Source organism: Streptomyces sp. NRRL F-5727 (assembly GCF_000719555.1).
In the GTDB taxonomy this organism is placed as follows: domain Bacteria; phylum Actinomycetota; class Actinomycetes; order Streptomycetales; family Streptomycetaceae; genus Streptomyces.
Genome location: NZ_JOGX01000056.1, coordinates 1 through 21,614 on the forward strand (window position 1 = coordinate 1; position 21,614 = coordinate 21,614).

At 74.6% G+C, this 21,614-nt stretch carries 15 protein-coding genes and 1 pseudogene; 1 reads left to right on the forward strand and 15 read right to left on the reverse strand.

The window, feature by feature from the left end; genetic code table 11:
- The 14 genes and pseudogenes from IF73_RS42265 to IF73_RS0129085 all read right to left on the reverse strand — a co-directional run.
- Nucleotides 1-126 (reverse strand): annotated as a pseudogene (locus IF73_RS42265) (forkhead-associated protein); the annotation flags it as partial.
- Nucleotides 127-168: 42 nt separating this feature from the next.
- The gene (locus tag IF73_RS0129025) at nt 169-1,494 is read right to left on the reverse strand and encodes a vWA domain-containing protein (protein WP_031013297.1); all 1,326 of its coding nucleotides are present in this window, start codon (nt 1,492-1,494) and stop codon (nt 169-171) included.
- A 40-nt stretch (nt 1,495-1,534) separates the two neighbouring features.
- The gene (locus tag IF73_RS0129030) at nt 1,535-2,893 is read right to left on the reverse strand and encodes a PP2C family serine/threonine-protein phosphatase (protein ID WP_031013299.1); all 1,359 of its coding nucleotides are present in this window, start codon (nt 2,891-2,893) and stop codon (nt 1,535-1,537) included.
- Entirely contained in the window at nt 2,890-5,439 is a 2,550-nt protein-coding gene (locus IF73_RS0129035; RefSeq protein WP_031013302.1) for a serine/threonine-protein kinase, read from the reverse strand. The genes IF73_RS0129030 and IF73_RS0129035 overlap by 4 nt, the downstream gene beginning before the upstream one ends.
- The gene (locus IF73_RS0129040) at nt 5,436-6,713 is read right to left on the reverse strand and encodes a hypothetical protein (RefSeq protein WP_031013304.1); all 1,278 of its coding nucleotides are present in this window, start codon (nt 6,711-6,713) and stop codon (nt 5,436-5,438) included. Before IF73_RS0129040 ends, IF73_RS0129035 begins: the two co-directional genes overlap by 4 nt.
- Before the next feature lie 18 nt (nt 6,714-6,731).
- Nucleotides 6,732-7,763, reverse strand: coding sequence for a glutamate ABC transporter substrate-binding protein (locus tag IF73_RS0129045; RefSeq protein WP_199806739.1), 1,032 nt, complete (start codon nt 7,761-7,763; stop codon nt 6,732-6,734).
- 11 nt (nt 7,764-7,774) lie between these two features.
- Nucleotides 7,775-9,217, reverse strand: coding sequence for a hypothetical protein (locus tag IF73_RS0129050; protein WP_031013307.1), 1,443 nt, complete (start codon nt 9,215-9,217; stop codon nt 7,775-7,777).
- 299 nt (nt 9,218-9,516) lie between these two features.
- Nucleotides 9,517-10,497, reverse strand: a complete 981-nt coding sequence (locus IF73_RS0129055; protein WP_031013308.1) for an N-acetylglucosamine kinase — start codon at nt 10,495-10,497, stop codon at nt 9,517-9,519.
- Nucleotides 10,488-11,753, reverse strand: a complete 1,266-nt coding sequence (locus IF73_RS0129060) for a 6-phospho-beta-glucosidase (RefSeq protein WP_031013309.1) — start codon at nt 11,751-11,753, stop codon at nt 10,488-10,490. The genes IF73_RS0129055 and IF73_RS0129060 overlap by 10 nt, the downstream gene beginning before the upstream one ends.
- A gap of 7 nt (nt 11,754-11,760) precedes the next feature.
- Complete coding sequence (locus IF73_RS0129065; RefSeq protein ID WP_031013311.1) at nt 11,761-12,627, reverse strand: carbohydrate ABC transporter permease; 867 nt, start codon at nt 12,625-12,627, stop codon at nt 11,761-11,763.
- Between the two features lie 3 nt (nt 12,628-12,630).
- Nucleotides 12,631-13,629: a carbohydrate ABC transporter permease gene (locus IF73_RS0129070; protein ID WP_037880833.1), complete on the reverse strand. Its 999-nt coding sequence runs from the start codon at nt 13,627-13,629 to the stop codon at nt 12,631-12,633.
- A 16-nt stretch (nt 13,630-13,645) separates the two neighbouring features.
- Nucleotides 13,646-14,992 carry an ABC transporter substrate-binding protein gene (locus IF73_RS0129075; RefSeq protein WP_031013313.1) on the reverse strand — a complete coding sequence of 449 codons (1,347 nt, stop codon included), beginning with the start codon at nt 14,990-14,992 and terminating at the stop codon, nt 13,646-13,648.
- Between the two features lie 60 nt (nt 14,993-15,052).
- Nucleotides 15,053-16,261: an ROK family transcriptional regulator gene (locus IF73_RS0129080; protein WP_031013315.1), complete on the reverse strand. Its 1,209-nt coding sequence runs from the start codon at nt 16,259-16,261 to the stop codon at nt 15,053-15,055.
- Between the two features lie 162 nt (nt 16,262-16,423).
- Nucleotides 16,424-17,509 (reverse strand): mechanosensitive ion channel family protein, encoded by a 1,086-nt coding sequence (locus IF73_RS0129085; RefSeq protein WP_051717413.1) that lies wholly within the window; start codon nt 17,507-17,509, stop codon nt 16,424-16,426.
- A 240-nt stretch (nt 17,510-17,749) separates the two neighbouring features.
- On the opposite strand from IF73_RS0129085, the gene IF73_RS0129090 reads away from it, so the two are divergent.
- A complete protein-coding gene (locus IF73_RS0129090; protein ID WP_030494032.1) occupies nt 17,750-18,313 on the forward strand; it encodes an HNH endonuclease in 564 nt (187 codons plus the stop codon).
- 60 nt (nt 18,314-18,373) lie between these two features.
- Here the strand turns inward: IF73_RS0129090 and IF73_RS0129095 are convergent, their stop codons facing one another.
- Nucleotides 18,374-21,580, reverse strand: coding sequence for a beta-N-acetylglucosaminidase domain-containing protein (locus IF73_RS0129095; protein WP_078868307.1), 3,207 nt, complete (start codon nt 21,578-21,580; stop codon nt 18,374-18,376).
- Nucleotides 21,581-21,614: the final 34 nt, after the last annotated feature.

Genomic DNA, 21,614 nt, shown 5'->3' on the forward strand with positions numbered 1-21,614 from the left:
GCCCGGGGGCGGCGGGGGAGGGGGCGGTACGGCACCCGCAGGCGCGCCCGCCCCGGCCATGCGATGGCCGCAGACCTCGCACCAGTCGTCGGAGACCGACTGGTGTCCGTTCGGGCAGGTCGGCATGTCGGTGCTTCCCCCTCTCGTCGTCCGGCCCGGTCGGCCGGGCTACCTCGTGACGCGAACGGTCTTGGTGGAACGCGTCTCGAGTGTCATCTCGTCCGCCTCCGCGACCTTCGCCTTCAACCGCACAGTACCCGCCGCCGCGTCGACCACGTCCACCACCTTCGAAAGGAGTTTCGCGGTATCCGCGTTCCCGGAGGCCGCCGCGAGCTGCACCGCACGGCCCAGTTTCGCGGTCGCTCCGTCCTGATCGCCCGATTTGCGGGCGTCGAGACCGGCCTGGATGGCGTCCGCGAGCTCCGCCTGTCCCGTGTAGTGGGCGACCTGGGGGTCGATGGCCGTGGTCATCGCCACGTCGTGCGTCCACACCGCCCGTATCAGTCCTTGGGACACCGGCCGGGCGTCGCCGCCGGCCGGGTCGGGGACGATCAGGGAGGCCCGGGCGGCGAGCATCTCCTGCCCGACCGCGTTCGCCGGCACCCGGACCCGCACGTGGTAGTCGCGGGACTCGTCGCCCCAGGAGCCCGTCGGGTAGTCCCCGGCGCGCGGACCGGCGTCCGTACGGCGGGCGGTGAGGTCCACGACCGTCGGGGCGACCTGCTTGACGAAGACGAGCTCCGCGCCGACCGGTGTCCACAGCCGCAGCGCCACGTCGGCGACGCCCTTGCCCATGACGTTCTCCATCATGGCCGTGAAGTCGGCGGCGAGCCCCGCCGGATCGGCGACGATGTCGGCGGAGCCGAGCAGCGCCGAGGCGATCCCGGTGACCTCCTTGACCTCCCAGTCGGTGCCGACGCCCCGCGCGTCGCAGGTGAAGCGGCCCGCGCAGGCGTCGAGCGCGGCCCGCAGCGCCTCGGGGGACTCGTGCTCGTTGCGCCCGTCGGTGAGCAGCACGGCGTGCCGGATGGCCAGGTCCTCGTCGCCGAGGAGGGTGTCGGCGAGCCGCAGCCAGGTGCCGATCGCGGTGCCGCCGTCGGCGGTGAGCCGGGCCAGCGACTCCTTCGCCTCGGCGCGGGTCCGGGGTCCGGCGACGGCGAGCCGCCCGTGGTCCGGGTAGACCTGGGCGGCGAGGTGGTTGCCGGCGACGACGGCGAAGGAGGTGCCGTCCCGGAGGGTGTCGATCGCGGCGGCGGTCGCGGCCCGGGCGCCCTCCATCTTGGCCGGCGGGTAGTCCATCGAGCCCGAGCAGTCGACCATGATCACCACTCCGGCGGGCCCGCCGGACGTGACCCCGCGCGCGCCGCTGGTGCCGCCGCCGGTCGCGGTGACGGTGACGATCGCGTCGACGTCCCGCCCGCCGACCGGCAGGTACTCGTTCTGGTAGACGTCCACCGAGAACTGCGGCACGGACGGCTTGGCGAAGTTCGCCATCTGGTGTGGACTCCTTGGCAGCAGCGGAAGTGACGGGGGGTCAGGAAGAGCCTGCCCCCGCCGGCGGCGGGGCGAACGGCGTCAGCGCGACCGTGATGTTGTCGTGTCCGCCGCCGTCGAGGGCGTGGCCGACCAGGACCCGCGCCGCGTGCAGCGGCCGGACCGCCGCGTCGGCGGGCACCGCCCGGGCCATCGACTCGGCGGCCTCCGCGTAGTTCCACAGACCGTCCGTGCAGACCACCACCACACCGGGCCGGTCCGGCTTGAACGCGGCGGTGTGCGGCTCCAGTTCGTACGCGTCGGCGCCGAGCCAGCCGGTGATGGCGTGGGCGCGCTCGTCCGCGTACGCCTGCTCCTCGTTCATCAGCCCGGCCTTGACCATCTGGGCGGCCCACGAGTCGTCCTCGGTGAGCCGCGCGGCGGGCGCGGACCGGTCGTCGGGCACCCAGTAGGCGCGGCTGTCGCCGACCCAGCCGACGACGAGGAGCTCGTCGGTGACGACGGAGCCGACGATGGTGCAGGCGGGCGAGTTCCCGCCGTGGAGGGAGTCGGCGCTCCCGCCGTCCGGGCCCGCGGTGCGGGCCAGCGCGGTGACGGCCTCGGCGGCGGCGACGATCGCCTCGTGCATGGCCTGCTGCGGGTGGGTGCCGCGGGGCAGCGCCTCGCCGAGCACGGCCCCGGCGGCGCGGGCCGCGGCGGCGGACGCCTCGTCGGGGCGGTGGGCGGAGGAGACGCCGTCGCAGACGACGGCGACGGCGGCGGGACGGCCGTCGGGCAGCGTCGTCTCGGTGAGCGCGAACGCGTCCTCGTTGCGGTGGTGGCGCAGTCCCCGGTCGCTGACGGCCGCGACCGTGCCGAGCTCCCGCTCCATGTGGTCGCGCTCGCGGGGCTGGGCGTGCCCGCAGTTCTCGCAGTAGCCGTCCCCGTCGACCCGCCCGGCCCGGCAGGCCACGCAGACCCCGTCCGGCACGTCCCCGCCGGCCCCGTCCGCGGGCGCGGCCGCGGGGGCGGGCTCCGCCCGGACGGCGGCCCGCGGGTCGGGCGCGGCCAGCTCGAAGTCGCCGCCGCCGCGCACGGTCGGCCCGGCCGGCTCCGCCGGCCCGTCGGTGCGCACCGGCACCGTCGGCAGCTCCCGGCCGCCCGAGTCGGTGCCCGGCAGCTCGCCGGGGTGCTGGGTCATCGTCGACAGCGAGCCGGGGTCCCGGGGCGGCGCCTCGGGCCAGACGGGCGCGGCGATCGGCATGGTCGGCCGGTCCTCGCCGGCCGGCAGCTCCGCGGCGGCCGTCAGGTCGTGACCGCAGGCCCCGCAGTAGCGGTCCCTCGGATCGACGGGCTCGGCGCACTCCGGGCAGGCGTCGAGTCCGTGCGCCGGCGGCTGGGGCTTCTGGGACATCCTCACACCCACGTCCTGGGGCGGTAGCGGTTGGCCCGCTCCACCAGTTCGATCCTCTCCTCGCCCTGCTGGGCGAGCCGGGCCAGCACCCGGTAGGCGCGCTCCAGGCCGAAGCGGAGCCCGCTCTCGTCCAGTGCGCTGCCGAGCAGCGGCTCCCCGCCGCCCGGCGCGGCACCGGGACTCCCGGAGAGTACCCAGTCCAGGGCCGTACCGAGCACCTCCGTCGACAACCGCTCCCGGCGCACCGGGTCGAGGCCGAAGCCGCCCAGCGCCGAGACCTGCGCGGCGGCCGCGGTCAGGTCCGCGCCGAGCGGTTCGCGCGGCGGGCGCCGCCGCAGCCGGGCACGGACCGCCGCGACCCGGGCCGCCGTGTAGTGGATGGAGGACTCCGGTACGGATTCGAGCGCGGCGACCGCGCCCGTACGGTCCCCGGCGGCGAGCCGCACCCGGGCCAGCCCGAAGGCGGCGCTGACGAAGCCGGGGTCGGTCGTCCACACCAGGTGGTAGTACTCGGCCGCGTTGTCGAGCTGGCCCAGCACCTCGGCGCAGACGCCGAGCGCCAGCTTGGGCGCCGGCTCGCCGGGGAAGGCGTCGTACACCGCGTCGAAGGCGAGCGCCGCGTGTGTCAGGTCGCCGCCCACCAGCGAGGCCACGCCCCGGTGCCACACCACCCGCCAGTCGTCCGCGTCCCACTGCTCCAGCGCGCCGAGGGTCTGCCCGGCGGAGACCAGGTCCCGCAGGTCGAGCTGGGCCCGCAGGGCGCGCAGCCGCAGCTCGGGGGTGTCGGCGGGCGCGGCCCGCAGCGCGCCGAGGAGTTCGGCGGGCGCGGCGGCCTGGAGCCCGGCGAGGAAACCGGCGTTGGCGTCCGCCGGGTCCACCCGCGGCACCGGCAGCGCCAGCGCGGTGGCCGCCACGTCGAGCGGGGCGAGCAGCGCGTCGAGCGGCTGCCCGGCGGGGACGCCCGCCGCCGCCGGGGCGGCGGAGCGCCGGGCCCGGCCGGTGCGGCGCGCCCCCAGCACCGACACGTCGTCGGTCTGCTCGGCGAAGAGCACGGTGTCCGTGACCCGGGTCTCCGCGCCGAAGAGCGTCGACAGCGCCGGCCGGGGCCGCCCCGACTGGAGCGCGACGACCTCCCGCAGCACCCCGGTCAGCTGCTCCGCCATCTCCTCGGCGGAGGCGAAGCGGCGGGCCGGGTCCGGGTCGGTGGCCCGCACCAGGAACCGGTAGAACGACTCGTACCGCTGGAAGACCTCGATGTGCCGTGGCTCCGGCAGCGAGCCCGCGAAGACGTTGGTGTAGCCCTGGAAGTCGAAGGTGAGCACGGCGAGCGTGCGGGCCACCGTGTACAGGTCGCTGGCGACCGACGGGCCGACCTCCGCCACCTCGGGCGCCTGGTAGCCGACCGTGCCGTAGATCGCCGACTCGTCGTCGTCCATCCGCCGGACCGCGCCCATGTCGATGAGCTTCAGCTGGTCCTCGGTCTGGAGGGCGTTGTCCACCTTGAAGTCGCAGTACAGCAGGTTGCGGCTGTGCAGGTGGCCCAGCGCCTCCAGGGCCTCGATGCCGTACGCGCACGCCTGCTCGACCGGCAGCGGGTCGCGCCGGCCCTCCGGGGTCCGCCGGTCGTTGGCGATCTCCTTGAGCGACTTGCCGCCCACGTACTCCATGACGATGTAGCCGTCGAGGGAGCCGGTGCGCGGGTCGAGGTGTTCGACGAAGTTGTAGATCCGGACGATGTTGGAGTGCTCGATCTCGGCGAGGAAGCGGCGCTCCGAGATCGCCGCCGCCATGGCGTCCTGGTCGCCGGTGTCGAGGAGGCCCTTGAGGACCACCCACCGGTTCGAGACCGCCCGGTCGACGGCGAGGTAGATCCAGCCGAGGCCGCCGTGCGCGAGGCACCCCGCCACCTCGTACTGGCCGTGCACCACGTCCCCGGCCCGCAGCTTCGGCACGAAGGAGTACGGGTGCCCGCACGAGGTGCAGAAGCCCTCGGTGCGGCCCGGCCGGTCACCGCGCGCACGGCCCACCGGCGCACCGCAGTCGGAACGCGAGCAGAATCGCTTCCGCTCCGGCACCTCGGGGTGCGCCATCACCGCCGCGCGCGGGTCCGGGCGCGGCACCTCCGGGATCGCGACCAGCCCGGCGCCCAGCCGCTTCCGTGCCGACTGCGCGGCGGAGGAGCCGGAGCTGCGCACCGACACCGAACGGCCGGTGGCCCGCCCGGACAGCGACCGCGACAGCCGCCCCGACACCGAGCGGCGGGAGGACGAGGAGCGCGACGAGGCCCGTGAGGACGCCCGCGAACCGCTGCGCGCCGACGCCGAGTCGGGGCCCCAGGCCGCCGCCTCGGACGGCGCGCCGAAGCCCGTGCCCGTGCCGCCGTGCTTCCCCGGCACCGCGACCCCGGTCGGGTTGGCCTGGAGGTGCCCGCTGGGCGCCACCACCGGCGCGAGCCCGCAGGTGTCGCAGTACAGCTCGCCGCCGCCGACGTCCTCGTACGCGCCCTCGCACGTGGGCCGCTGGCAGCTCCCCGGCGCTCTCAGACCGCTCACCACTGTCGTCCTTCCGTGTCCCGCGGACCGGACAGCAGCTCCGCCACCGCCCGCTGGTAGCGCAGCACGGCCTGCTCCGCCGCCCGCAGGTCGCAGGGCGCGCTCCACAGCATCCGGCGCGCCGTGTCGTACCGCTCGGTCAGGAACGGGTCGTCCGCCCCGCCGAGCCGGACCGCCTTCGCCCGGTACGCGTCCAGCCGGCCGCGCAGCTCCGCCCGTACCGCCAGCGGCGCCGTCACCGCCGTCAGCGAGTCGCGGGCCCGCAGCAGCTCCTCCTCCGCCTCCCGCTCCAGCGCGTCGAGCAGGGGGGAGAGCCGGTGCCACCGGGCGTGCCTGCGGTGCTCGGCGGCGGCCTGGAGCCGCTCCTGGAGCGCCGTCGGCGGCCCGCTCACGGCCGGCACCTCGGAGGCGGCGATCTTCGCCAGCACCTCGCCGCGCGCCACCCGCGCCTCGGCGAGGGTCCGGTCCGCCCGGGACAGCACGTCGCGCAGCCGCAGCAGCCGCTCCTCGGAGTCCTGCCGCACCGCGAGGACGGCCTCGATCTCCCGCCGCACGTCCTCCAGCGCGAGCGCCGCCCGGTCGTACCGCGTGGTGTCGGGACGGCCGCCGCCCGGCGCCGAACTGCCCGCCGCCGGACGCCAGAAGGCCAGCGGGTCGGTCACCACCCGGGACCGCAGCTCGGCCAGCTCGGCGGTGATCGACTCCAGCTCGTCCCCGGCCGGATGCTCCCCGGGCCGCACCCCGACCGAGTGCGCCAGCGAACGGGTCCGGCCCAGCTCGGCGGCGAGCAGGTCTATCCGCGCGGGCAGCGCCGACCACACCGCGTCCGCCGTCACCACCACGTCGAGCGAGGCCGCGTACAGCTCGTTCATCCGCCGCACCAGGCCGTCGAGGGTGAACCGCTCGGCGAGCAGCGCCTCTTCCCCCGCCCCGCCCGGCACGTGCACCGAGTCGCCGCGCAGCCGCTCGGTCAGCTCCGCCAGCTCCTCCCGGTTCGGCCACTTGTGCCGCGACCGGACCTCCCGGGCCTCCCGCAGCGCCGCCGTGTAGGCGTCGAAGCAGGTCCAGAGCACGGTGATGGTCCGCTCGGTCGACTCCCAGCGCTCCCGGGTGGTGCCGGTCAGCCCGGCGCCTTCGAGGAGCCGCCGCCCGGCGTGGTCCTGGAGCGCGAGGAGCGAGTCCTCGACCGCCTTGTGCTCCGCGCCGAGGCGCGCCAGCGCACGGTCCACCTCGTCCCGGTCCATCACCGGCCCAGGGGGTCCCGTGACGCCCATCGCTCTCCTCATCTCCTTCTACCTGTACAGCGGGAGGGGCGGTTCGGCCTTCCCGAGGCCCGCCTCCAGCCAGGTCCGGTACGCCGCCTGCCAGGGGCCCTTCCGGTAGTCCTCCAGGACCTTGTTGACGCGGCGCACCAGGTCGTCGTTGCCCAGCTTCGCCGCCACCCCGTAGTACTCCTCGGTGAACGGCTCGCCCTTCAGCTCCACCGCCGGGTCCTGCGCGGCCTGTCCGGCCGCCAGCGCGTTGTCGGTGACGACCGCGTCGACCTCGCCCATCTGGAGCCGCGCCAGACAGTCCAGCTGGTTGGGGACGGTCAGCAGGTTCCGGTCGGCGGGGGTGCCGTCGCCCTCGTCCCTGATGACCGCGCCGAAGGACTTCTCCTCCAGCGCCTCGTAGGCCGTGGACCCCTCGGCGGTGCACACCCGCCGGCCCTTCAGCGAGGCGTCGTAGCCGGTGATCGGGGAGTCCTTGGGCGCCAGCACCTGCTGCCCGGCCCGGAAGTAGGCGGTGGAGAACGCCACCTGCTTGATCCGCTTGCAGTTGATCGTCATCGTGCGGACCACGAGGTCCACCTTGCCGCTGTCCAGGGCCGCGATCCGCTGGTTGGTGGGCACGGCCCGCAGCACCACCGCCTCCTCGTCGCCCAGCAGGTCCTTGGCGATGGCCCGGGCCAGGGCGATGTCGAAGCCCTCCAGGGTGCCCGTCTCCGGATTCCGGAAGCCCCAGCGGTAGCTGGACTGGTCGACGCCGACGATCAGCTTCCCCCGCTGCTTGATCGCCGCGACCGACGGCCCGTCCACCGCCGAGGGCCGCAGCGACGCCTGCGGGTTCTCGCAGGTGTCGGCCTTGACCTGGAGGCCCGTGCCCACGCCGGGGCCCGGCCCGTGGGCGCCGCCGGACGGGACCGCGCCGCCCACGTCCCGGGTCAGCGGCAGCAGAGTGAGGGAGGCGGTCAGCGCGCAGGCCACGCCCATCGTGGCCACGCCGCCCCAGCCCCGCAGCCGCCGGGCCGCCCGTCGCGCCATCGGCTCGCCGTCGTGTGCCATTCCGCCCCCTCTCACCGGTACTCCGACAGTCTTCGGTTGATGCCGAGCACCGCGGCCAGCGCGCCCAGCGCGCCGAGCGCCGCAGCCCCCAGCGGCAGCCCGGCCAGCGCGTCCACCGCCCCGCGCGCGGAGCGGGTGAACTCGTCCTGCTCGTGGGTGAGGGCCCGCTCCAGGGCCGCGTCGACCTGGTCGAAGGACCAGCCGGCCGACTCCTTCGGCTCCGCCTCGCCCTTCGGCCCGACGATCAGGTCGAGGGCGCCGCGGTAGTCGCCGTCCTCGCCGCGCTTCTGCGCCTCGGCGTGCCGCTTCCGCCACTCCTCGACCCGGGCCGTGGCCTCGGCCAGCGGGGCCCGGCCGGCCTCGTCGTCGGCGAGCCGGGTCGCCCGGGCGAGCGCGTCGGCGAGCGCGCCCATCCCGGTCGTGTACTCCGCCTCGTACTTGTCGTTCTTCCCGTCCTCGGTCAGCACCGCGCCCCGGGCGACCTGCGTCAGGTTCTCGTTGGCGCGGGCCTTGAGGGAGCTGATCCGCGCCTCGTTGAGGAGCTGGAGCGACTGCTGGCCCTCGGACTGCGCCGAGCCCAGACCGGTCCGGGCCACCGTGTGCGCCCCGGCCAGCCACAGCAGCACCACCACGGAGGCGGCGGTGGCGGCGAGCAGCCCCCGGCTGAAGACCCGGTTGGTCCGCCGGTACTCGCGCCGCTGCGCCCACGCCAGCACCCCGAGGGCGAGCACGCCGGCGCCGAGCGCCAGGTACGGCCAGGCGCGGGCGTCGTCGTCGTCCTGGTGCAGCCGGGCGGTCTCCGCCGCGTACAGCCGCTCGGCGGCGGGCAGCAGCCGGGTCGTCATCTCCTGGTTCGCGTACCGCAGATAGGCGCCGCCGAGCGGCAGGCCCTGCCGGTTGGCGGCCCGGGCGCGCTCGATCAGCCCGGTGTAGCGGGGCAGCAGTTCGTTGAGGGTGGTGATCTCGCGGGCCGACTCGTCCGAACCGTCCGTGTTCGCCGCGGCCTTCACCAGGAGCCGGGAGGCGGTCGTGATGTCCCGGTCGTAGCGGGCGCGGGACTCGGCCGGTTCGCGTATCCCGGCGAGGAAGCCGGCCGCGGCGGTCGAGTCCGCGTCGGCCAGGGAGCGGTAGATCGCGGCGGCGTCGGCGCTCAGCGGCTGGCTGCGCCCGACGACGTCCTCGGCGGAGCCGGCCCGGTCGGCCGCCTCGAGTCCGGCGACCGTGCCGAGCGCCAGGACGAGCAGGGCGAGGACGGCCCCGAGGATCCGCAGCCGGCCCGGCTCGGTCGTCGCCGCCTGCCGCATCACCTCGCGCCCGGTCGCCCACGCACCCCTTGCGGGCGGTGGAGCGGCGCCGACGGCGGCGGCGCGCGAGACCTGACCGGGAACGGCCGGACGCGCGGGCGCGGATGCCGGGTGCGGCGCCGCGGCGGGCGCGCTCGGCGGGTGTGTCACGTGACCTCCCCCTCGGTCTCGACGTCGATCGACCCCGGCGAGCAGTATGGCCGCAGGCGACCCGCCCGCACACCGGGAATGACACGATCTTGTGCCTATCGTGCCCCACTCTCCCGGGACTTCCGCGGGCGAGGCCCCTTCGCCGGCCCGCCGGCCGCCCTCGGGCCTCCCCGAACTCCCCTCGATCCCCCCTCGAACTTCCCTCGAACTTCCCTCGAACACCTCTCACTCTGAATACGACGGATCCCCCGGATCGGTTCCACCCGGGGGATCGCTCGAACAGGTGAACATGTCGGGCGTCAGTCCGCGTAGTGCGCCCGCAGCCGCGCCGCCGCCCCCGCCACCGCGCCGGCCTCGTCCAGGGCGAGCAGCCCCGCGCCCAGCACCGGCGGCGCCGTCACGAACCGGACGACCGCCTTCGGCGCCCGCTCCCCGAGGAGTTCGAGGATCCGGGCGTCCAACTGCGGATGCCGGGCCGCGAGGACGCTGCCGCCGAGGACCACCGGCGCCTCCTCGTCGAGGAGTCCGAGCCGCCGCAGCGCCACCGTCGACAGGGCCACGACCTCCTCGGCCATCCGGTGCACCAGGGACAGCGCCACCGGGTCGCCCTCCGCCGCCACCCGGAACAGCACCGGCGTCAGCTCGTGCCGCCGCGCGTGCGGGATCCGGCCCAGGTGCACGGCCTCGATCAGCGCGTACATGCTCTCCAGGCCGAAGTGCGCGGGCAGCGCCCGGGCCAGCTCGGTCGGCTCGCCCCGGCCGTCCTCGGCCCGGGCCGCGCACCACATGGCCTCGTCGGAGAGGCCGCCGCCCCCGCCCCAGTCCCCGGAGATCTTCCCGAGCGCCGGGAAGCGGGCGGTCCGCCCGTCCGGCGTCATGCCCACGCAGTTCACCCCGGCCCCGCAGACCACGGCCACCCCGCGCGGCTCGTCGAGCCCGGCCCGCAGGATCGCGAAGGTGTCGTTGTGGACCCGGATCGAGCGGCTCAGGTGCCGGGCGTACAGGGCCTGTTCGAGCTCCAGCTCCTCCACGGGCAGATCGGCGTTGGCGAGACAGGCCGTGACGTGCGCGAACGCCGGAGCCCCGGCACCGCCGGCCTCCTCCCAGGCCCGCCCCACGATCTCCGCCAGCCCGTCGACGGCCGTCGCCACCCCCACCACCGGCGGCTGGAAGCCGCCCCCGCGCGCCGAGCCCAGCACCGTCCCGTCCGGCGCGACGACCGCCACGTCGGTCTTGCTGTTGCCCGCGTCGACCGCGAGCAGCGCCCCGTTCACGCCCACGCGAGGTGCTCCCGGTTGTGGGCGACCAGCCGGTCGGTGAGCTGCTCGGCGTACGCGTACTGGCCGACCAGCGGGTGGGCGAGCAGCGCCTTGAAGACCCGCTCCCGGCCGCCGCGCAGGGCCGCGTCGAGCGCCAGGTCCTCGTAGGCCGTGACGTTCGCGATCAGACCGGCGTACAGCGGGTCCACCGGCGCGACCGGCAGCGGCACCGGGCCGCCGGGCCCGACCGCCGCCTGCGTCTCGATGACGGCGTCGTCCGGCAGGAACGGCAGCGTCCCGCCGTTGCGGGTGTTCACCACCTGGTACGGCGAGCCCGCCCCGCCCAGCAGCGAGGCCGCCAGGTCCACGGCGGCCTCCGAGTAGAAGGCCCCGCCGCGCTTGCCGAGCAGCGCCGGCTTCTCGTCGAGCGCCGGGTCCCCGTACATCTCCAGGAGCTCCTTCTCCATCGCGGCGACCTCGGCGGCCCGCGACGGCTTGGTGCGCAGCTCCTCCACCACCTCGTCGTGCGCGTAGTAGTAGCGCAGGTAGTACGAGGGGACGACGCCGAAGCGGTCCATCACCAGGCGCGGCAGGTGCAGGTCGCCGGCGATCGTGTCGCCGTGCTCGGCGAGCAGCCGGGGCAGCACGTCCTCGCCGTCCGGGCCGCCGAGCCGGACGCCGGTCTCCCAGGTGAGGTGGTTGAGGCCGATGTGGTCGAGGTGGATCTCGGCCGGGGCCACGTCGAGGAGCTTCGCGAACTTGCGCTGGAAGCCGATGGCGACGTTGCAGAGTCCGACGGCCTTGTGCCCGGCGTTCAGCAGCGCGCGGGTGACGATGCCGACGGGGTTGGTGAAGTCGATGATCCAGGCGTCCGGGTTGGCGCGCCGGACCCGCTCGGCGATGTCGAGGACGACGGGGACCGTGCGCAGCGCCTTGGCGAGGCCGCCGGCGCCGGTGGTCTCCTGGCCGACGCAGCCGCACTCCAGCGGCCAGGTCTCGTCCTGGTTCCGGGCGGCCTGGCCGCCGACGCGGAGCTGGAGGAGGACGGCGTCGGCGCCCTCGACGGCGGCGTCGAGGTCGGTGGTGGTGGTGATCGTCCCGTCGTGGTCCTGCTTGGCGAAGATCCGGCGGGCGAGCCCGCCGACCAGGTCGAGCCGGTCGGCGGCCGGGTCGACGAGGACGAGTTCGGTGATGGGCAGGGTGTCGCGCAGCCGCGCGAATCCGTCGATCAGTTCGGGGGTGTAGGTCGAACCGCCCCCCACGACAGCGAGCTTCATGAGTGTCTCAGCCCTTCACTCCGGTCAGGGTGACTCCCTCGACGAACGCCTTCTGCGCGAAGAAGAACACGAGGATCACGGGGGCCATGACCAGGACGGTCGCGGCCATGGTCAGGTTCCAGTCGGTGTGGTGCGCGCCCTTGAAGGACTCCAGGCCGTAACTGAGCGTCCAGGCGGCCGGGTTCTCGGAGGCGTAGATCTGCGGCCCGAAGTAGTCGTTCCAGCAGGAGAAGAACTGGAAGAGGGCGACGGCGGCGATGCCGGGCTTCGCCATCGGCAGCACGATCCGCAGCAGGGTGCGCAGTTCGCCGCAGCCGTCGATCCGGGCCGCCTCGACGTACTCGTCGGGGATGGTGAGGAGGAACTGGCGCAGCAGGAAGACGGCGAAGGCGTCGCCGAAGGCCAGCGGGATGATCAGCGGCCAGAGCGACCCGGAGAGGTCCATCTGCTTGGCCCAGAACAGGTACATGGGGATGATCACGACCTGCGGCGGCAGCATCATCATCGAGATGACGAGCAGCAGCGACAGGTGCCGGCCGCGGAAGCGGAACTTGGCGAGCGCGTAGGCGACGGGGATCGACGACACCACGACGAGGACGGTGCCGAGCCCGGCGTACAGCAGCGAGTTCCTCCACCAGGTGAGGAAGCCGGGCGTCTCGAAGACCTCGGCGTAGTTCTCGAAGTGCCAGGAGTCCGGGGTGAGGTCGCGGGTGAGCGCCTGCTGGTCGCTCATCAGCGAGGTGAGGACGACGAAGACGAACGGCAGGACGAAGAAGAGGGCCGCGGCGATCCCGAGGGAGTGCACGGCGATCCAGTGCAGCAGGGCCTTGCGGCGGGCCGTCCGGGCGGCGGGCGCGGTCAGGGACACGGTCATGGTTCAGTCACCCGAGCCGATCAGGCCGCCGCGCCGCCGCATGAGCAGGGCGGTGAAGGCCATGGAGAAGGCGAAGAGCACGAGCGCGATCACACAGGCCGCGCCGTAGTTGAACTGGCTGAAGCCGAGGCTGTAGACGAGCTGCGGCAGGGTGAGCGTGGAGTCGTCCGGGTAGCCGGGGACGAAGGTGACGCCGGAGCCGCCCATCACGCCCGAGGCGACCTTTGAGGCCACGATCGGCTGCGTGTAGTACTGCATCGCGCCGATGACCCCGGTGACCAGGGCGAAGAGGATGATCGGCGAGATGTTCGGCAGGGTGATGTGCCGGAACCGCTGCCAGGGGCCCGCGCCGTCGAGCTCGGCGGCCTCGTACTGCTCCTTGGGGACGTCGAGCAGGGCGGCCATGAAGATGACCATGAGATCGCCGATGCCCCACACGGCGAGGACGGTGAGGGCCGGCTTGGCCCAGGCGGCGTCGTTGAACCAGGCGGGGGCGGGCAGGCCGACGGCCTCCAGGAGCGAGTTGACCGGCCCGGTGCCGGGGTTGAGCAGGAAGACGAAGGCGAGGGTCGCCGCCACCGGCGGGGCCAGGTAGGGCAGGTAGAAGAGGGTCCGGAAGACCCCGGCGCCCGTCTTGATCTTCGTGATCAGCAGGCCGATGCCGAGGCCGAAGACGACCCGGCAGCTCACCATGACGACACAGAGCCAGAGGGTGTTCTGGAGGGCGGGCCAGAACTGCGGGAACGACGTGAAGACGTACGTCCAGTTGTCCAGGCCGCGCCACTCGGGCGGGTTGAGCCCGTCGTACTTCATCAGCGAGAAGTAGACGGTCGAGACGAGCGGATAGGCGAAGAAGAAGCCGAAGCCGATCAGCCAGGGCGACATGAAGGCCAGGGTGCGGAGCGCGTTGCGGCGGCGTTTGGCCCGCAGCGTGTTCCGCGCCCCGGGGGCGGAGGCGGCCGGGGCGGCCGCCTCCGTCGCGGGCAGGGTGTCCGTGCTCATGGGCGGTGTCCGGCCGTCACTTCGCCGCGGCGATGTCGCGGTCGATCTGCGCGGCGGTGTCCGCGAGGCCCTTCTTCAGGTCGGTGACCTGGCCCTTCTCGTACCGCTGGGCGAACTTCTGGAGGGTGTCCTGGTACGCGGAGCCGTTCACCGCGCCGTCCGAGGTGGTGGACTTCGGGTGCCGGGCGATGTCGAGGAAGGTCTTGAAGCGCGCGTCGAACTTCAGGTTCGGGGACTTCAGGGCGTCCAGGGTGGAGGGGACGTTGCCGATGGAGTTGGCGAAGCTCACCACGGCCTCGGTGTCCGTGGTCATGTACTTGACCAGCTCCCAGGCGGCGTTCTGCTTCTTCGACTGCGGCGCGATGCCCATGATCGTGCCGGAGAGGTAGCCCTTGCCGTACTCGGCCACCTCGTCGTCGGCGACCGGCAGCGGGGCGACGCCGACCTCGAACGGGACCTTGGCCTCCTTGATGAAGTTCAGCCGCCACTCGCCGTCCAGCTGCATGGCGACCTGGCCGGTCTGGAAGGGGTGCTTGGCGCCCCACTCGTCACCGAAGGTGGTGCGGTACTTGTCGAGCTTCTGGAAGCCGCCGAGCGCGTCCACCAGCGACTTCTGGTACGTCATCATCTCGGCGAACGCCGGGTCCGTGCCGACCGTCGACCTGCCGTCCTCGCCGAAGTAGCCGCCGTGGCTCCACTGCGACATGTAGTGCGAGACGACCGTCTCGTAGCCGAGGTAGTTCGGCATGAAGCCGAGCCGCTCGTACGAGTCGCCCTTGGCCTTCGTCAGCTTCTTGGCGACCTCGGTGAACTCGGACCAGGTCTTCGGCGGCGCCTCCGGGTCGAGGCCGGCCTGCCGGAAGGCGTCCTTGTTGTAGTAGAGCCCGTACGCATCGGAGAGCAGCGGCAGCGTGCAGCGCTTGCCCTCGAACTGGGTGTAGTCCTGGAGGACCTTCGGGAAGATCGCGTCGAGGTCCAGCTTGTCCTTCTCGACGAAGGGCTTGAGGTCGGCGAGCGCGCCGGTGTGGCAGAACTTGCCGACGTTGGCCGTGGTGAAGGAGGCGACGACGTCGGGGCCGTTGGAGCCGCCCGCGCGGAGCGCCTGGCCGAGCTTGTCGTCGTTGATGTTGCCGACGACCTTCACCTTGATGTTCGGGTGCGCCTTGGTGAAGCGGGCGACGTTCTCCTCGATCGCCTTGACCTCGGAGGGGGCCGACCAGCCGTGCCAGAAGGTGAGGGTGGTCTCGGCCTTCGGGTCGTCGGCGGCCGTGTTGCTCGCGGAGCCGGTACAGGCGGTGGCGAAGAGGGCGAGCGAGGCGGTGGCGGCGAGTGCGGCGGCGGCTCTGCGGGCGCGTGCGGGCATGTCGGTGTCTCCCTTGGCGGGCTCTGGAGGGGAAGGGACGGGAAGCGGGAAGGACGGGGGTCAGCGCGAGGTGTCGAAGACCTCGTCGCGGGTGGTGGCGAGGGCGCTCTCCAGCGCGCCGCGCAGCACGGGCTCGTGCGGGACGGCGGTGAGGACGAGGCGCGGCCGGGAGGCCGCGAGGTCGGCGAGCTCGGCCTGGACGCGGGCCCGCAGCGGTTCGCCGCCGGCGACGAGGACGTCTCCGGACAGCACGACGAGTTCGGGGTCGAGGACGGCGACGAGCGAGGCGAGACCGGTGGCGAGCCGCTCGGCGTACCGGTCGAGCAGCTCCGCGTACGGGCCGTCGTCGGGGGTCTCGGCGGCCCGGGCGAGCAGCCCGGACGCCACGGCCACGTAGGGCTGCTCGGGCGTGTCGATGCCGGCGGCGCGGGCGATCCGGGGCACCGACTGCACTCCGGCGAGCTCCTGGAAGCCGCCGGAGTTGGCCTGGGTGACCTGGCGCACCAGCGGGGTGCCGGGGACCGGCAGGAAGCCGACCTCGCCGGCGCCGCCGGTGAAACCGCGGTGCAGCCGGCCGCCGAGGACGAGGGCGGCGCCGAGGCCCTCCTCGTTCCACAGCAGCACGAAGTCCTCGTGGCCGCGGGCCGCGCCGAGGGCCCGCTCGGCGATCGCCACCAGGTTGACGTCGTTCTCGTACTCGAAGGGCATGGGCAGCACCGCGGCCAGCTCTTCGAGCAGCGTGGGGGAGTGCCAGCCGGGCAGGTGCGAGGCGTACCGCAGCCGTCCGGTCGCCGGGTCGAAGGCGCCGGGGGTGCCGATGACGAGCCGGCGGACGTCGGCGCGGGTGAGCCCGGCCGCCTTGACGGCCCCGTCGAGGGCGTCGGTGACCTGGCGGACCACGCCGTCGCCGGTACGGCCCTCGGTGCGGAGCTCGTACTCGCCGGCGACGGCCCCGGTGATGTCGGCGACGGCGGCGCGGATGCGGTGCTGGTTCACGTCGAGCCCGGCGGCGTACCCGGCGCTCGGTTCGAGCGCGTACAGCTGGGCGCTGGGGCCGGGGCGGCCCTCGGTGGTGCCGGTGACCCGGACCAGGCCCGCCGCCTGGAGGCGGGCGAGGAGCTGCGAGGCGGTCGGCTTGGAGAGGCCGGTGAGCTTGCCGATCCGGGTCCGCGAGAGGGTGCCGTGCTCCAGGAGGAGGTCGAGCGCGGCGCGGTCGTTCATGGCCCGCAGCACCCGCGGGGTGCCGGGGGTGCCCTGGATGCCCGCCATGACGGTCGCACCTGCCTTCGCTCTGTTAGGAAAGTTTCCTATCCGGTGGGGAGGACGGTAGGACGGGCGTCGGCGGGGCGTCAATACCCGCACACGCACGACACCCCCGACGGCAACCGAAGCGTTACCGGCGGGGGTGTCGAGGAGAGGTCCTGCGGAGGATCAGGGCTTGTTGAGGTCCGCCCGCGGCAGCGGCGTGGCCGCCGCCGACTGCGGCGAGGTCGCGCTGGAGAAGACCGAGGGGGCCGCCATGCCCGCCGTCGGGTCGGCCGGCGCCTCCTCCTCCGCCTGCGCGGGCAGCCCGCCGACGATCCGGATGCCGGCCTCGTCCAGACCCCGCTTGATCCGCCAGCGCAGCTCGCGCTCCACGCCCAGCTTCTTGCCCGGCATCGTCTTCGCGGAGACCCGGACGGTCATCGAGTCGAGCAGCACCTCGGTCAGGCCGAGGACCTCCACCGGGCCCCACAGCCGCTCGTTCCACGGCTCGTCCTTCGCCATGGCCTCGCCCGCCGCCGTGATCACGCCCCGCACCCGGTCCAGGTCCTCGGTCGGCCGGACCGTGACGTCGACCGAGGCCGTCGCCCAGCCCTGGCTGAGATTTCCTATCCGCTTGATCTCGCCGTTGCGCACGTACCAGATCTCGCCGTCGATCCCGCGCAGCTTCGTCACCCGCAGCCCGACCTCGACGACCTCGCCGGAGGCCACGCCCGCGTCGACCGAGTCGCCGACGCCGTACTGGTCCTCCAGGATCATGAAGACGCCGGAGAGGAAGTCCGTCACCAGGTTCCGCGCGCCGAAGCCGATCGCCACACCGGCCACACCGGCCGAGGCGAGCAGCGGCGCCAGGTCGATGTCGAAGGCGCCCAGCACCATCAGCCCGGCCGTGCCCAGGATCAGGAACGAGGCCACCGAGCGCAGCACCGAGCCGATCGCCTCGGACCGCTGTCGCCGGCGCTCCGCGTTGACCAGCAGACCGCCGAGCGCCGTCCCCTCCACCGCCTGGGCGGAGCGGTTCATCCGCTCGATCAGCTTCGTCAGGGCGCGGCGGACGGCCCATCGCAGCAGCAGGGCGACGACCAGGATCAGCAGGATCCGCAGCCCGGTGTTCAGCCAGGTGGACCAGTTCTCCTCCACCCAGCTCGCCGCGTCGGTGGCCTTCTCGGCCGCCTCGTCCAGAGTCACCGGGATGGGCTCGGGGTCGGTGGCGGCCGCCAGCACGGACCAGGACACGGGACAACCTCCAGGCATCGCGTACGCAGGCCATCCACCCTAACGGGGCATCGGATGCGGAACGGTCGCCCTGTTCGAGGGAGAGACCGACCTCACCCGGGCACATACCCCTGAGACATGCCGATGTGGTCGAGAACACGTCCGGCCCGTCCCACGCGATCGCGCGAACGTGGTGGCGCTCCGACCAGGCATGAGGAGAGACTGAGAGCAGTTCGTCCCGGCGCGAGCCACGCGCCGCCGGCGTCATAGGAGGCATCCGTGCCGCATGTCCTGGTCCTCAACGCGTCGTACGAGCCCCTGGGCGTCGTACCGCTCCGCCGCGCACTCGTCCTCGTACTGGAGAACAAGGCCCTCTGCATCGAGGAGTCCGGCGCCTTCCTGCACAGCGAGCATCAGGTCGTCCCCGCGCCCAGCGTGGTACGGCTGAAGCGCTTCGTGCGGGTCCCCTACCGGGGGCCCGTTCCGTTGACCCGACGGGCCCTCTTCGCTCGCGACGGCGGGCGTTGCATGTACTGCGGGGGAGTGGCGACCAGCGTCGACCACGTCATCCCGCGCAGCCGGGGCGGGACACACGCCTGGGAGAACGTGGTGGCGGCCTGCCGCCGCTGCAACCACCTCAAGGCGGACCGGCACCTGCGGGAGATCGGCTGGCGGCTGCGCCACCAACCCGCGCCGCCGACCGGCCTGGCCTGGCGGATCATCGGCACCGGCCACCGGGACCCACGGTGGCTGCCCTACCTCACGCCGTACGGCGCCGAGGACGCGATGGCCCGGATCGACTCCGTCGCCGACACCCCCGCGGGGGCGTTGACGACCGGCTGAGATCCGGGCCTTTCGCGTCCCCGGGCCGGTCCGGCGGGCGTACGGGGGCGGGGGCGTCGTTCAGGGGGCGGCGCCCTCCTCCGGCGCGTCCTGCTCCGGCGCGTCCCCGTCCGGCGCGTCCTGCTCCGGCGCGTCCTTCACCGGCGGGTCCGGCTGGGGCGCGCCGCGGTCCGGGGCCGGCTCCCCGGCCGGCTCCTGGGCCACCGCGTACGTCTCCACCGACCAGAGCGAGTAGCCGTACGGCGTCGCCCGCTTCTCGCCCTGCACCCGCAGGAAGCGGGTGTCCGCCGCGTCCATCCGCACCGACTCCCGGCCGCCCCGCCCGTCCGTGACGGTCGCCGCGGTCCGCCAGATCCGGCCGTCTGCGGAGACCTGCACCCGGTAGCGGGCGGCGTGCGCGTCCTGCCAGTGCAGCACCACCTGCCCTATCCGGGCCGGCTCGGCCAGCTCCAGCTGGAACCAGGCGCCGTCCTCCGCCGGCGAGGACCAGCGGGTCGCCGGATCGCCGTCCACCGCCAGCGCGGCCGGGAAGTCCGCCGTCTCGTCGCCGGACGAGGAGGCCGTCGCCGTACGGGCCAGGTCCGGGCCGCCGGTCCGCGGATAGGCCCGCACCGTCAGCACCCGCTCCTCGCCCGCGAAGGCCACCGGCACCCGGTACTCCCCGGACGGCGTGCCCGGCGCCACCGACACCTCCATCGGCACCGTGGTCGTGCCGCCGCGCTCCACCGACGCCTCCTTCGGCAGCCGTACGGTGACCCCCTTCGGCGCCTTCGCGGTCAGCGGGCCCCGCACCCCGGCCGCCCGGTTCCCGGTCAGCTTCAGCTCCACCCGGCCCGCCGCGCCGCCGGCCTCCAGGTCCGTCTCCGTCCGGGCCAGCTCCAGACCGGCCCGCGGCCCGTCCGCGAACCACGGCACCAGCGACCGCACGTCGGGCGCCGGGCCCTCGCCGTCCCAGACGATCCGCAACGCCTCGGCGCGCAGCCCCTTCAGCTCGGTCTGCGTCCAGCCCGACGCGTCCAGCGGCCCCAGCGCCCGCCAGCCCTCGCCCGCCACATACGCCTCCACGCGCGCGTGCGGGGCCCGTTCCGCGCCCGGCCTCCCGTCGCCGGCGGGTTCCCGCACGGCCTTCCCGGCCAGCACCGTCACCGCCTCCACCGGCCGCGCCCGGTCCAGCTTCACCGTGTACGAGCCGGAGGCCCGGTCCACCTCGCGCTCCGGGTCGCGGTCGGCGCCGGTCCAGGCCGCCGCCTCCTTCACCGCCCGGTCCAGGAACGGGTCGAGGACCCCGTCGCCGACCGTCGCCCCGCTCGCCGCGATCCGCGGCCGCAGCGGCTCCAGACGCAGCTGCGCCTGCCAGGCCGCCGGACCGTCGCCGCGCGCCTGCGCGAGGAGCATGTCGACGGCCGCCTCGCCCGCCGCCCCGTACCGGGACAGCTGCTCCAGCCAGGGGCCCGACTCGGCGCGCAGCGCCCCGCCGGCCGTGCCGGCCAGCCGCTCCGGCGCCTCCCGCATCACCGTGAACGCCGCCCGGAGCTCCCGCCCCGCCGCGTCCCGGGCCGCCGCCGTGCCAGAGCTCCGGGCCTTCCAGAAGGCGCTGATCAGCGGCTTCAGGCCGGCCGACTCGGCGTCCGGGGCGAGGATCGACGAGGCCGCGTTCCCGGCCAGCGCGCCGAGCGCCGCCCGCGCCGCCGGATCCGGTCCGGCCAGGTCGGCGACGGCCGCCCGCCAGGACTCCGCGGGCCGGTAACCGCGCGGGTTCCAGGCGAAGTCGGCGGTGGTGAACAGCGGGATCCGGGACGCGGCCGGCTGCTCCATGGCGTGCGCCAGATAGGCGGCCGAACCGGCCGCGACCGCGGGCTCCCGGCCCGTGGCGGGGCCCAGGAACAGCCGGTCCTGCGCGTAGTCGTTCACCGGGTAGTTGTCCATGGTGACCAGCGGCCGCCGGCCCAGGGCCGCCCGCACCCCGGCCAGTTCGGTGCCGGTGATGGTGCGCGGCACCACCCCGACGCCCGTCCACGCCACCCGCACCCGCGCGTCCAGCGCCCCCGCGAGCGCCGACCGGTACTCGCTGGTGCCCTCCTGGTAGTACTCCGTCGGCAGCACCGTCAGCGGCTCCGCGTCCGGATGGTGCTCGGTGAGGTGCCTGGCCACCGCGTTCGCCACGCGCGCGTGGGCGCGGGCCGCGCCCGCCGCGTCCCGCCCGAACTCGTCGGCGTCCTCGTCGCAGGTCCACTCGCCGTACCCGGCGTCCGGGAACTGCAGCTGGAAGGAGCGGAAGCCGAGCTCCCGCATGGCGTCCAGCTTCCGCGTCAGCGCCGCCACGTCCGCGTCCGAGGAGAGGCACATCGACTGGGCCGGGGCCACCGCCCAGCCCAGCGTCACCTTGTTGGCCAGCGCCCGCTCGGACAGCGCCCGGAAACCGGCCCGCTGCGCCTCCGGGTACGGCTCGCGCCACTGCGCCGCGCGGTACGGGTCGTCACCGGGCGCGTACAGATAGCGGTTCTGCTTGGTGCGGCCCAGGAAGTCGAGCATCGCCAGGCGCTGTTCCGTCGTCCACGGGGTGCCGTAGAAGCCCTCCGCGATCCCCCGCTCGGCGGTGCCGGGCCAGTCCCGGACGACGACGCCGGGCACCACCCCGCCGACCCCGTCCGGACCCTCGCCGAGCAGCTGACGGAGCGTCTGCACGGCGTGGAACAGGCCGTCCTCGCCCGTGCCGTCCAGCACCACGGTGTCCCGCCCGCCGAACCGGCCGGTCGCCAGCCGGTAGCCGCCGCGGGGCAGGTCGGCCCGCTCGGCCACCCCGAAGGAGGCCAGCGCCTCCTGCGCCGCCTCGCCGGACGGCCCCGACAGGCGCAGCACCGGGCCCGCGCCCGGCAGCCCCTCGTGCACGGTCCGCACCCCGGCGTCGGCGAGCAGCCTCCGCACGGCCGCCAGGGCCGCCGGATCGGCGTCCTCGTCCGCCACCAGGGTCACCCGCTCGCCGAGCCGCACCGCGGGCCCGGCGGCCGTCAGCGACTGCGGCCGGGGCCACACCGAGGGCTCCGGCGCCGCCGCGCGCGCGGTACGGGCCCGCGGCGCGGGGACGCCCGGGGCGGCGGGACCGGCCGCGGGGGCGGCCGTCGGCGCCGTCGGGAGGGCGGCCAGGTCGGGCGCCGCGGCGGGCGGCGGGACCGCGCCCGCCGAGCCGGGCACGGCACCGCCGAGGAGCCCGCCGATGACGGCGGCGGCGACCGCGGTCGCCGTACGCGGCCCACGGCCCGGACGCACGGGGGTCACGGGGTCTCCCTTCACCGGGCCCGGG